Below are 12,123 nucleotides of genomic sequence, written 5' to 3'. Positions count from 1 at the left end.
GGCGTCCGACCCCGTTCACCGAGCGACCCACCCGACAAGGCCCTCCCTAACTACCTGGGCCCTCCCACATGCGGGAGGGCAGAGATAGTTAGGGAGGGGTTTAGCGGTCCGAGGGGCCGGCGGCGGGTGCCGGGCCGGGATCAGCCGAAGCGGCGACCGTCGCCGTCGTCGGAGTCGGCGTAGCGAGTCGCCAGCTCTGCGTAGGGATCGTCCTCGTCGTCGTCATCTTCCGCTACATCGTCCTCGACCGGGTCGCTGTAGTGGTCACCGCGTAGTTCGCGCTCAAGAGACGCGAAGTCGGTGTCGTACGAACGGTATTTGAGATCGCGAGCAACTCGTGTTTGCTTCGCTTTGGCACGGCCGCGCCCCATATGGGTCAGCCCCCTCGCAGGTCACAGCGGCAATGCCGCTTCATTCGTCAAAATGTGTCGTGAGCACAGGGTACCCAAAGACCCCAAGCCAGGAAAGCTGGCCTCACTGCGCGGGATGGTTCCCGATCAGCTCGACCGAGGCGGGCGCTCCGGCCCCCGCTCGGGTCTCGCCGAGCACCCAGGAGGGCACTCCGCGGGCCTCCAGCAGGGCCTGGGCGGCGTCCACCGACGCCTGCGGCAGCACCACGGCCATGCCGACGCCCATGTTGAGCGTGGCCTCGATGTCGGGCTGCGCGATTCCGCCCACCTGCTGCACCGTGGCGAAGACCGGGGCCGGCGTCCAACTGGCCCGGTCGAGCCGGGCCGCGATGCCGTCCGGCAGCACCCGGACCAGGTTGTTGGCCAGTCCGCCGCCGGTGATGTGGCTGATCGCATGCACCTCGCAGCCCTCGACCAGCGCCAGGATGTCCTTGGCATATACCCGGGTGGGGGTGAGCAGTTCCTCGCCGAGGGTGCGGCCGAAATCGTCGACGTGGCGGTCCAGCGACCAGCCGGCGTCGGTCAGCAGCACCTTGCGGACCAGCGAGTACCCGTTGGAGTGCAGCCCGGACGCCGCCAGCGCCAGCACCACGTCACCCGCGCGGACGCGGTCGGGGCCGAGGATCTTGTCCCGCTCCACGACGCCGGTGGTGGCGCCGGCGATGTCGTACTCGTCGGGGTGCAGCAGGCCCGGGTGTTCGGCGGTCTCGCCGCCCAGCAGCGCCGCGCCGGCGGCCGCGCAGGCCTGCGCGATGCCCTTGACGATGCCGGCTATCCGCTCGGGCACCACCTTGCCGCAGGCGATGTAGTCGGTGACGAACAGCGGCTCGGCACCGGTGACCACCAGGTCGTCGACCAGCATGCCGATCAGGTCCCAGCCGATGGTGTCGTGGATGTCCAGCGCCTGCGCGATGGCGACCTTGGTGCCCACACCGTCGGTGGAGGTGGCCAGCACCGGGTGGTCGTAGCCCTTCAGCGCGGACGCGTCGAAGAAGCCGGCGAAGCCGCCCAGGCCACCGAGCACCTCCGGACGCCGGGTGGCGACCACGTGGGCCTTCATCAGCTCCACGGCGCGGTCACCGGCCTCGATGTCGACACCCGCCGCGGCGTACGCCGAGGTCGTCCGGTCCGGTCCGCTCACGTGGTCCTCCCCCGCTCTGCCGGAGTCTGCTCCAGCCGCATCTTCTCGGCCCGTCCGGCCGGCACCTCAACCGGGTACTCACCGTCGAAACAGGCCCGGCACAAGGTCTTCTTCTGCAAACCGGTGGAGGCCACCAGGCCCTCGAGGCTGATGTAGCCGAGCGAGTCAGCGCCGATCGAACGGCAGATCTCCTCGGTGCTCAGCCCGGGCGCGATCAGTTCGGCGCGGGTGGCGAAGTCGATGCCGTAGAAGCACGGCCACTGCACCGGCGGCGACGAGATCCGGACGTGCACCTCGGCGGCACCGGCCTCGCGCAGCATCTTCACCAGCGCCCGCTGGGTATTGCCGCGAACGATCGAGTCGTCGACGACCACCAGCCGCTTGCCCTCGATCACGTCGCGGATCGGGTTCAGCTTGAGCCGGATGCCGAGCTGGCGGATGGTCTGCGACGGCTGGATGAAGGTGCGGCCCACGTAGGCGTTGCGGGTCAGCCCGAGCCCGTACGGAATGCCGGACGCGTCCGCGTAGCCGATCGCAGCCGGAATGCCCGACTCGGGCGTCGGGATGACCAGGTCGGCGTCCGCCGGGGCCTCCAGCGCCAGAGTGCGGCCGATCTCAACCCGCACCGAATGCACCCGGCGGTTGCTGATCAGGGTGTCCGGACGGGCCAGGTAGACGTACTCGAACAGGCAGCCCTTGGGGTCGGCGGCCGCGAAACGGGTGGACCGCAGGCCGCCCTCGTCGATGGTGATCAACTCGCCCGGCTCGACCTCACGGATGAAGGTGGCGCCGACGATGTCCAGGCCGGCGGTCTCGCTGGAGACCACCCAGCCGTTCGCCAGGCGTCCGAGCACCAGGGGACGGATGCCCTGCGGGTCGCGGGCGGCATACATCGCGTGCTCGTCCATGAACACGAAGCAGAAGGCGCCGCGCAATCGGGGCAGCACCTTCAGCGCGGCCCCATGTACGCCCAGATCGGAATAGGTGGCCATGATCGCGGTCACCAGCGCGGTGTCGCTGGTGGAGTCCATCCGATCCTTGTGCGGCACCTCCTGGGAGGCGTCGCGCTCCTTGAGCCAGCGCTCCAGCTCGTCGGTGTTGGTCAGGTTGCCGTTGTGCGCCAGCGCGAGACCGCCGGACGCGGTGGCCCGGAAGGTCGGCTGCGCGTTGCTCCACACGCTCGCACCGGTGGTCGAATAGCGGCACTGCCCAATCGCCAGGTGGCCGTGCAGCGAGTTCAGGGTGGGTTCGTCGAACACCTGGGACACCAGGCCCATGTCCTTGAACACCATGATCCGTTCGCCGTTGCTCACCGAGACACCGGCGGACTCCTGGCCGCGGTGTTGCAGCGCGAACAACCCGAAGTAGCTGAGTTTTGCGACCTCCTCGCCCGGAGCCCACACACCGAAGACCCCGCAGGCGTCCTGGGGTCCCTTGTCCTGGGGATCTAGATCGTGAGTGAGGCGACCATCCGGACGAAGCACGGCGTTCACTCTAGCGTGGACGCCGCGGCCTCCCGACCCCGCCCGGGAATCGCGGGCGATTGGGACGGCCGTGGCTGGGCAGAAGATCCCGGCGTCCACCGGGATGACGGGGCCAGGGTTGGTCGCTGTGGCAGGGCCGGCTCGTCATCCCGGGCTCGCCCCGGGATCTCCGTACGGACGCCACAGGGCCCGCCGGGTCGGCGGGCCCTGTGAGCGGTGGTGCTACTTGATGACCTTGATCGAGAACGGGTACTTGTACGGCCGTCCCTGGTTCTCCGACACCGCGCCCATGATCGAGAAGATCAGGCTGGCCAACCCCACCAGCGGCCACAGGAACGTCCCGATCACCACGCCGGTCAGGATGTAGCTGATGATGAAGCCGATCGCGATGGTGATCTGGAAGTTCAGCGCCTCGACCGCCGCGGCCCGGATGCGGGGGCTGGTCCGGCCCTTCGTGTTCATGATCAGCAGTGGCGCGATCCAACCCAGGACGCCGGCGGTGATCAGGGCCGCGACTGGCCCGGACCAGTGCGCCGCGGGTGCCCAGAACTTCTCGTCGCTCTGGCTCGCGCCGTAGGGCTGCATGCCGTAGCCGGGCTGTTGCCCGTAGCCGTACGGCGGCTGCTGACCGTAGGACTGCTGTTGACCGTAGGAGCCGGGCTGGCCGAACGGGCTCTGCTGCCCGTAGGGCGACTGCTGCGGATCGGCATAGGGCGGCTGGGTCTGGCCGTAACCGGACGGCGTCTGCTGCCCGTAGGCGGCCTGGGGCTGTCCCGTTGAGCCGTAGCCGCCGGCCTGCCCGTACGAGGAGGCGGACGGCGCCGACGGCGCACTGCCCGACTGGCCGTAGCCGGACTGTCCATAGCCTGGCTGGCCGTAACCACCCTGTTCCGACGGGGCCTGAGCACCCGATGACACCGACGGTGCGGCACCCGGTTGGCCATAGGACGGCTGACCGTAACCACCGGACTGGGCCGACGGCGCCGCACCCGGCTGGCCGTAGCCACCGGGTTGTCCGTAGCCACCGGCGGGTTGCCCGTAACCCGAATAGGGCGTGGTAGCCGCGGGCTGGCCACCCGGCTGGCCGTAGCCACCGTAGGGGGCCGACTGAGCCGACGGCGCACTGCCCGACTGGCCGTACTGGGACGCGGGCTGCCCGTACCCCGAGGTTTGACCGTATTGCGAAGCAGGCTGGCCGTAGCCGCCGTACGCCGCCGGTTGGCCGTAGTCACCCTGGCCGGCGGCCGGAGGCGTCGCGGCAGGATAGGGGGTCTGTCCGTATCCACCCTGGCCGTACTGGCTGGGCTGCGGGGTGGTCGAGCCGAACCCGAACGGCCCGGCATCGGCGCCCGGGGGCGGCGTCCCGAGATCGAAGGCACCAGGTGCCGACGTCGGCAGGCTGCCCGGCAGATCGAGCGGGGACCCACCGGCGGACGGCTGGGCGGCCGTGGGACGGTCGGCGGCGGCGGAGTCGAAATCGGTGCCGACCGGCGCGTCCGGCTGGTCCTGGCCCAGGTCGAGATCCGGGCCGTTCGCCGGCGCCGGCTCGTCGGCGACGACCTCCGCTTCGACGGGCTCAGCCTCGGTGGACTCGTCGTTCGCCGCCTCGGACGAGGCGGGATCATTCACGTCCGCAGCAACTTCCGCTGGTTCGGACGGTGCCGGGTCAGTGACATCCGCGGCGGCTTCAGGCTCGGACCAGGCCGGCTCAGCGGCCTCGGTGTGGAAGCCCGCAGACTCGGACGGCGTGACGAACTCGGCATCCACAGGCTCGGACGGGGTCTGCTCGTCGGTTGCGTCCACAGGCTCGGCGCTCACCGTGTCGGCCGACTCGGTCGAGTTCCAGGAGTCCTGGGTCTCCGAGTCGCTCACTTCCTCGGCCACCTCGGCGTCGACCGGCGTCTCGTCGGCGGGTGCGGCCGCGTCGGAGGCGTCGGACTCGACGAGTTCGGCCTCGACCACCTCACGAGGGGCCTCGTCGGCACCGCCGGCATCGGGGACGAATGCTGCCTCGACAGGCGCGTCCGACTCGGTGGGCGTCGGCGCCTGCTGGGGTTGCTGTGCCTCCCAACCCGACGATGGCTGGGATTCCGTCCCCCATCCCGGCGGGACGTCCGCTGGGTCTGACTGCTCGCGCTCGACGGGGCGCTCCCACGGATTCTGGGTCATTGCCTGATCACTGTCCTCACGATGGCTGGCTTGAGTGCCTGGACCGCTCCATTCTTGCGCACCCTCGTCCCTCAGACAGCAGGGTCAACCCGGAGCCCACCCGGTGAACACCGTGATCTCCCGACGGTGCGGAGAGACCGAGATTCCGGGTCGGAGCCCGGAATGACGCGTCACCCCGTCATCCCTGCGCAACGCCGGGATCTCTGGCGGGCGCGAGAAGGGGTCTCGACAAGCTCGACCAGCGGTGGCCCAGCGGAAGTCGTCAGTGGGCCATCGCCTCGCGCAGCGGGGCTTCCCAGCGGGAACGGATCTCGTCCAGCGGCAGGGCGAACTGGCCGACGACCTCGAACTCGGCCAGTTCGGTGACCTCACCGAGGCGCTGCAGCGGGATCTCGTGCTCGACGCACAGCGCCGCGAACTCGGTCGCCGACGAGGCCGGCAGCGAAACGATCGCGCGTCCGGGGCTCTCGGCGAACAGCTGCACGGTCGGGTCGCCGTCCGGGAGGGTGATGGCAACGCCCAGCCCGCGGCGCAGGCAGGACTCCACCAGCGCCTGGGAGAGGCCACCGTCGGCCAGGTCGTGCGCCGAGCTCAACAGCCGGGCCTTGGCCGCGGCCACCAGCACCGTGGCCAGCCGCTGCTCGTGGTCGAAGTCGGGCAGCGGCGGCATGCCGCCCAGGTGCCCGTCGTGGATCACGTTCGCCCAGGTGCTGCCGGAAAGGTGCTCACCGGTCTCGCCGAGCAGGAAGACGGCGTCGCCGGCGTGGGCGAAGCCGAGGTTGGTCCGGTCGGCGACGTCGTCGATCACGCCCAGCACACCGACCACCGGGGTGGGCAGGATGTTGGTCTCGCCGGTCTGGTTGTAGAAGGAGACGTTGCCGCCGGTGACCGGGGTGCCCAGCGCCTTGCAGCCGTCCACCAGGCCGAGGATCGCCTCGGAGAACTGCCACATCACCGACGGGTCCTCGGGCGAACCGAAGTTCAGGCAGTCGGTGATGGCGACCGGTTCGGCGCCGGTGACGGCCACGTTCCGGTAGGCCTCGCACAGGGCGAGCTGCGCACCCAGGTACGGGTTGAGGTAGGCGAACCGGCCGTTGCAGTCGGTGGCCAGCGCGATGCCGAGACCGGTCTCCTCGTCGATCCGCAGCATGCCGCCGTCCTCGGGCTGAGCCAGCACCGAGTTGCCCCGCACGTAGCGGTCGTACTGGTCGGTCACCCAGGACTTGTCGCACAGGTGCGGCGAACCGGCCAGCCGCAGCACGGTGTCGGCCAGCTCCTCACCGGATCGCGCCCGGGGCAGCGTCTCGGCGGTGTCGGCGTTGAGCGCGTCGATCCAGTCCGGACGGGCGTAGGGCCGCTCGTAGACCGGGCCCTCGTGGGCGACGGTGGCCGGGTCGACGTCGACGACGACCTCGCCGTCCCATTCGATCAGCAGCCGGTCACCGTCGGTAACCTCACCGATCACGGTGGCCAGCACGTCCCACTTGGCGCAGATCTCGAGGAAGCGGTCGACGTGGTGCGGCTCGACGACCGCCATCATCCGCTCCTGCGATTCGCTCATCAGGACCTCTTCGGGGGCCAGCGTGTGGTCGCGCAGCGGCACCGTGTTCAGGTTGACGTGCATGCCGCCGTCGCCGGCACTGGCCAGTTCGGACGTGGCACAGGACAGCCCGGCCGCCCCCAGATCCTGGATGCCCGAGATCAGGTTCTCGGCGAACAGCTCCAGCGTGCATTCGATCAGCAGCTTCTCCATGAACGGGTCGCCGACCTGCACGCTGGGCCGCTTCGCCGGGCCGTCCGCGTCGAAGGTCTCGGACGCCAGAATGGACGCACCGCCGATGCCGTCGCCGCCGGTCGCCGCGCCGTACAGGATCACCTTGTTGCCGGTGCCGCGGGCGAACGCCAGATGCAGGTCGTCGTGCTTGAGCACCCCCACGCACAGCGCGTTGACCAGGGGGTTTCCGTAGTAGGTCGGGTCGAAGACCAGCTCGCCGCCGATGTTGGGCAGGCCCAGGCAGTTGCCGTAGCCGCCGACGCCGGCGACGATCCCGGGCAGCACCCGCGCGGTGTCGGGGGCGTCCAGCGGGCCGAAGCGAAGCGGGTCCATCACGCCGATCGGCCGGGCGCCCATGGCCAGGATGTCGCGGACGATGCCGCCCACCCCGGTGGCCGCACCCTGGTAGGGCTCCACGTAGGAGGGGTGGTTGTGCGACTCGATCTTGAAGGTGACCGCCCAGTCGCCGCCGATGTCGACCACACCGGCCTGCTCGCCGATGCCGGCCAGCAGCTTGCCGCGCGGGGTGTCCCGGCCGAGTTCACCGAACTTCTTCAGGTGCACCTTGGACGACTTGTACGAGCAATGCTCGGACCACATCACCGAGTACATGGCCAGCTCGCACGAGGTCGGCCGGCGTCCGAGGATCTGTCGGATCTCCAGGTACTCGTTCTCCTTCAGGCCCAGAGCGGCCCAGGGCTGCTCGAGATCGGGGGTTTCGGCGGCATGCGTCACGGTGTCGACCACGCCCACAAGTTACCGTCTCGGCGACCTCGTCCGATGCGTGTCCCGAGGCCGAGGTTTGGGTACGTATCGGGCGTGGCGCCGTGCTCGCGGGCCTAGAATTCGAACCGAGGGAGGGCGGTGAGGCTGATGTCCGACTCAACGAGCGGCGTGCTGGCCATCGACTGCGGGCAGACCGGTATTTCCTGGAGCATCTCCGGCGGCCCGGGCTTTCTGGGTGGCTCCGGCGCCGGCATCGACACCGGCCGTCCGGTCGAGCCGCAGATCGCCGAGCGGGTGCGCACCATCCTGGACGACAGCGGCGCGCGGCCCGGCGTCCTGGCCTGCGGCTCCCCCGGCCTGGATCGTCCGGACGCCGAATCGATGCTGGGTGCGTTGCGGGACACCTCGATCGACCGGGTCGCCCTGGCCCATCACTCGACCACCAGCTACCTCGGGGCACTCGGCAACGCGGAAGGCGTAGTGATCGCCTGCGACACCGGCGTGGTCACCCTTGCCGTCGGCGCCGACGAGGTGGCCCGGGTGGACGGTTGGGGCTGGCTGGCCGGCGACGCCGGCTCGGCGTACTGGATCGGCCGGAACGCGCTCGAGGCGGCCCTGCGCGGCTACGACGGACGCCGCCAGTCGACGGTGCTGACCGAGATGTTCGCCGACGACTTCGACGATCTCGAACTCGCCTATCTGGAGCTGCAGAACGATCCCGACCGGGTGGCGCGGGTGGCGTCCTACGCGGCCAAGGTCGACGAGGCGGCGGCCGCCGACCCGGTGGCCCGGAACATCCTGGACAAGGCGGCGGCACATCTCAGCGAGGCGGTCATCGCGGCGGCGCATCGGGTCGAACTCGGACGGCACGAACCGCCGGTGGTGTGTGCGCTCGGCACGACGTTCGCGTCGGACCGGATCAAGGATCGGTTCGTCGAGTTCCTGGCGATGAACTGGCCGTCGTTCGAGTTGAGCAAGCCCCGCGGGGACGCACTGAACGGGGCGGCGTTGTTGGCAGATCTGGACGAGGGTCCGCTCAGCAGCAGGGTCTATCGGGCGTCCCGCTGATCGAGACCGCGTTGATCGAACTCCGTTGATCGAGCTTGTCGAGATCAGGTTTCGACAAGCTCAACCAGCGGTGGCGCAGACACGCTCAACCAGCAGTGGTGCGGGACCGGCTCAGCCGGTGACGACCGCGGAGAGGAAGCGCTCCAGCGAGGCGAAGAAGCCGCGTCCGTCCAGGCTCGGCGAGGTGAGCTCCTCCATGTTGTGCTCGGGGTGCGGCATCAGGCCGACGACGTTGCCGCGGGCGTTGGTGATGCCGGCGATGTCGTTCATCGAGCCGTTGGGGTTGCCGTCGAGGTAGCGGAAGACGACCTGGTTCTCACCCTCGAGCCGGGCGATGGTGTCGGGGTCGGCGACGAAGCCGCCCTCGCCGTTCTTCAGCACGATGGTGATCTCCTGGCCGGCGTCGAAAGCGCAGCTCCAGACGGTGTCGACCGATTCGACCCGCAGCTTCTGGTCGCGGCAGACGAAGGTCCGGACGTCGTTGCGGATCAGCGCGCCGGGCAGCAGATGCGATTCGCACAGCACCTGGAAGCCGTTGCAGATGCCGAGCACCGGCAGCCCCTGGTTCGCCGCGGCGATGACCTCGGTCATGATCGGGCTGAACCGGGCGATCGCCCCACAACGCAGGTAGTCGCCGTAGGAGAACCCGCCGGGCAGGATCACCGCGTCGACGCCCTGCAGCGACTCGTGCGCGTGCCACAACGCCACCGGCTCGTGGCCGGCCAGCTTCACCGCGCGTTGCGCGTCGTGGTCGTCGAGCGAACCGGGAAAGGTGACGACGCCGATCCGGCTCACTGCTCGACCCGGACGTCGAAGGCTTCGATCACGGTGTTGGCGAGCAGCTTCTCGGCCGCTTCACGCACCTGGTCGAGCCGTTCGTCGGTGAGGTCGCCCTCGACGTCGACCTCAAACCGCTTGCCCTGCCGGACGGTCAGTCCATCGAACCCGAGCCGCTTCAGGGCTCCGGTGACGGCCTTGCCCTGGGGATCCAGGATCTCGGGCTTGGGCATCACATCCACGATCACGCGCGCCATGCGGCACAGCCTATCGGTGCGCGCGACGGCGTCCGGACACTTCCACGGCGGCCGTCGCGCCCTCGTCCTGAGGAGAACCGAAACGGCTCCCCACCGAGGGTGAGGAGCCGTCGTGCCGGTCGAGTGGACCGGCAGCTGGAGCGTCAGGACAGCCTGATGGTCGCGCGCACCATGTTGTGGTCGGACGGGATGACGCCGGAGAAGCTGCCGTTGGACTTGAGGTCCATGACGACCTTGTACTCCAGCACCTTGATCGACTTCGCGGTCAGGATGTAGTCGATGTGGGCGCCCAGCGCGTAGTTCTTGCGGCTGGTCGGCTTGGACTTGAAGTTGTTCAAGGTGTCGTACTTGATGTTGATCAGCTTCTGGGCGGAGGCCTTGCTGGTCGACTTCATCTTGTGCGTGTTGCCGAGCGGGTCGACCACCAGGCCCGACCTCATCATCGCGTCGTAGACCTGGTTGGCCGAGGTCAGCTTGGTCGCGGAGAAGTCGCCGAGCATCACCACGGGCAGCCGGCTACGGTTCTTGGACTTGATCTCGGCGATGATCTTCGCCGCCTGCTTCTTGCGCAGCGCGCGGGTCTTCTTGCTCTGACCGGGCTCGGTGTGGGCGTTGGCGACGAAGAACTTGCGCCCGTCGGTGCGGTCCTTGAAGATCGCCCAGGCCACGAACCGCGGCCCGGAGGTGGCCTTCTCGTTGTCGAGTTGCTTCGAACCCTGGTCGAGCAGGCTCAGCCGGCTGCTGTTGTAGATGATCCGGACGTCGGCCGCAGCGCCGTTGTTCACCTTCTTGCAGTTCTTGTAGCTGTTGCTCTTGGCGCACCCGTAGCGCTTGTTGTTGGTGAGCCGGTAGGCGCCGCCGAGGCGATTGGCGAGGTCCTCGAACTGGGAGATATTGGCCTTGATGCCCTTGAGCACGCCGGGCGAGGCCTCCTGCAGGCCGACGACGTCGACCTTCTCGCCCTTGATCTGCGAGATCACCTTGGCTCGGCGGGTCTCCCATCTCTTCTCGCGACTGTTGACCCGCATGGTGATCGAACAGTTGGCGCAGCGCACGTTGAAGCTGGCCACCCGAAGAGAGTTGCCGGTGCCGGACGCGGTGGGCACGGCCGCGACCTGGGGAGCGAGCGGGTCGGCGACCGCCTGAACAGCGGCCGGGGAGACGCTGAGCAGGGGCAGCGACAGGCCGAGCGCGAGGATCGCGGTGCGGCGACGGGTCGACGAGCCGATGGAGGGGGTGGGGCGGGGGGATCGGGACACGGGGGGTTGTCCTTTGCTGAATTTTCCAAGCTGACTCTCAGCTTGTATTCAGCATCTTAAGCTATTCGTTCGCGAGAGGTAACTGCTTCGCGATTCAGCCGGCGAAGGTGCGGCCGGTGAGCTTCTCGTAGGCCTCGACGTACTTGGCCCGGGTGGCGGCGACGACCTCGTCCGGCAAGGGCGGCGCCGGGGTGTCGGACGCCTTGTCCCAGCCCGATTCGTAGGTCAGCCAGTCCCGGACGAACTGCTTGTCGAAGGACGGCAGCGCCACCCCGGGCTGCCAGAGTTCGGCGTCCCAGAACCGGGACGAGTCGGGGGTCAGCACCTCGTCGGCGAGCACCACGGAGCCGTCGGCGCGGCGTCCGAACTCGAATTTGGTGTCGGCCAGGATGATGCCGCGACCGCGGGCGATCCCTTCGGCGCGGGCGTAGATCGCCAGGGTGAGCTCGCGCAACTGGTCGGCGAGTTCGGCGCCGTGCAGGTCGACGATGGTGGCGAAGTCGACGTTCTCGTCGTGCTCGCCCAGCGGTGCCTTGATCGCGGGGGTGAAGATCGGCTGCGGCAGCCGCGAGCCGTCCACCAAGCCGGCGGGCAGTTCGATGCCGCACACCGTGCCGGACGCCTGATATTCCGCCCAGCCCGATCCGGTCAGGTAGCCGCGCGCGACACACTCCACCGGGATCATCTCGAGCTGCTCGACGACCACCGCCCGGCCGCGGACGCCGTCCGGGACGTCGGTGCTGACGACGTGGTTGCCCACCACGTCCGCGAGCTGCTCGAACCACCACAGCGACAGCTGGTTCAGGACCGCGCCCTTGTCGGGGATGGGCGTCGACAGCACCTGGTCGAAGGCCGAGATGTTGTCCGTTGCCACCATCAGGATCGTGCCGTCGGGCATCGCGTAGAGCCGACGCACCTTCCCGGCATGGATGAGCGGCAGGTCCAGGTCGAAGTCGGTCACGCCGCTCAGTCTAGGGAAGCACCGATCGACGCACGCACCTCGGGGACGGTTCTTGAACGTGCGAGATTCGCATTTCCGGGGACGGTTCTTGAACGTG

At 69.0% G+C, this 12,123-nt stretch carries 8 protein-coding genes and 2 pseudogenes; 1 reads left to right on the top strand and 9 read right to left on the bottom strand.

Going from position 1 to position 12,123, the window contains the following annotated elements; all coding sequences use genetic code 11:
- Positions 1-140: 140 nt before the first annotated feature.
- From QM624_RS03275 to purL, 5 genes are all read right to left on the bottom strand, one after another.
- Entirely contained in the window at positions 141-371 is a 231-nt protein-coding gene (locus tag QM624_RS03275; RefSeq protein WP_298130719.1) for a DUF3073 domain-containing protein, read from the bottom strand.
- A gap of 103 nt (positions 372-474) precedes the next feature.
- Positions 475-1,551, bottom strand: coding sequence for a phosphoribosylformylglycinamidine cyclo-ligase (gene purM / locus QM624_RS03270; protein ID WP_415088690.1), 1,077 nt, complete (start codon positions 1,549-1,551; stop codon positions 475-477).
- The gene (gene purF, locus QM624_RS03265) at positions 1,548-3,035 is read right to left on the bottom strand and encodes an amidophosphoribosyltransferase (protein WP_415088688.1); all 1,488 of its coding nucleotides are present in this window, start codon (positions 3,033-3,035) and stop codon (positions 1,548-1,550) included. The genes purM and purF overlap by 4 nt, the downstream gene beginning before the upstream one ends.
- 222 nt (positions 3,036-3,257) lie before the next feature.
- The gene (locus tag QM624_RS03260; protein ID WP_415088686.1) at positions 3,258-5,204 is read right to left on the bottom strand and encodes a DUF4870 domain-containing protein; all 1,947 of its coding nucleotides are present in this window, start codon (positions 5,202-5,204) and stop codon (positions 3,258-3,260) included.
- A gap of 262 nt (positions 5,205-5,466) precedes the next feature.
- A complete protein-coding gene (gene purL, locus QM624_RS03255; protein WP_415088685.1) occupies positions 5,467-7,725 on the bottom strand; it encodes a phosphoribosylformylglycinamidine synthase subunit PurL in 2,259 nt (752 codons plus the stop codon).
- Between the two features lie 126 nt (positions 7,726-7,851).
- Here purL and QM624_RS03250 point away from each other — a divergent pair, with 126 nt between their 5' ends.
- A complete protein-coding gene (locus tag QM624_RS03250) occupies positions 7,852-8,772 on the top strand; it encodes an N-acetylglucosamine kinase (protein WP_415088684.1) in 921 nt (306 codons plus the stop codon).
- Between the two features lie 111 nt (positions 8,773-8,883).
- Here the strand turns inward: QM624_RS03250 and purQ are convergent, their stop codons facing one another.
- The 4 genes and pseudogenes from purQ to QM624_RS03230 form a co-directional block, all read right to left on the bottom strand.
- Positions 8,884-9,567: a phosphoribosylformylglycinamidine synthase subunit PurQ gene (gene purQ / locus QM624_RS03245; RefSeq protein WP_415088683.1), complete on the bottom strand. Its 684-nt coding sequence runs from the start codon at positions 9,565-9,567 to the stop codon at positions 8,884-8,886.
- Positions 9,564-9,806: pseudogene (purS, locus tag QM624_RS03240) on the bottom strand (phosphoribosylformylglycinamidine synthase subunit PurS); the annotation flags it as partial. The pseudogene purS and the gene purQ, both read right to left, overlap by 4 nt.
- A gap of 143 nt (positions 9,807-9,949) precedes the next feature.
- Positions 9,950-11,065 carry an endonuclease/exonuclease/phosphatase family protein gene (locus QM624_RS03235; RefSeq protein WP_415088682.1) on the bottom strand — a complete coding sequence of 372 codons (1,116 nt, stop codon included), beginning with the start codon at positions 11,063-11,065 and terminating at the stop codon, positions 9,950-9,952.
- A 112-nt stretch (positions 11,066-11,177) separates the two neighbouring features.
- Positions 11,178-12,026, bottom strand: a pseudogene (locus QM624_RS03230) (phosphoribosylaminoimidazolesuccinocarboxamide synthase); the annotation flags it as partial.
- Positions 12,027-12,123: the final 97 nt, after the last annotated feature.

This window comes from Micropruina sp. (genome assembly GCF_047606365.1).
In the GTDB taxonomy this organism is placed as follows: domain Bacteria; phylum Actinomycetota; class Actinomycetes; order Propionibacteriales; family Propionibacteriaceae; genus Micropruina.
This window is presented reverse-complemented; position numbering and strand designations above follow the sequence as displayed.

Excerpts from the sequence above, each read along its gene's own strand:
- QM624_RS03275 (WP_298130719.1), bottom strand. The coding sequence starts at position 371 with ATGGGGCGCGGCCGTGCCAAAGCGAAGCAAACACGAGTTGCTCGCGAT.
- QM624_RS03260 (WP_415088686.1), bottom strand. The coding sequence starts at position 5,204 with ATGACCCAGAATCCGTGGGAGCGCCCCGTCGAGCGCGAGCAGTCAGAC.
- QM624_RS03250 (WP_415088684.1), top strand. The coding sequence starts at position 7,852 with ATGTCCGACTCAACGAGCGGCGTGCTGGCCATCGACTGCGGGCAGACC.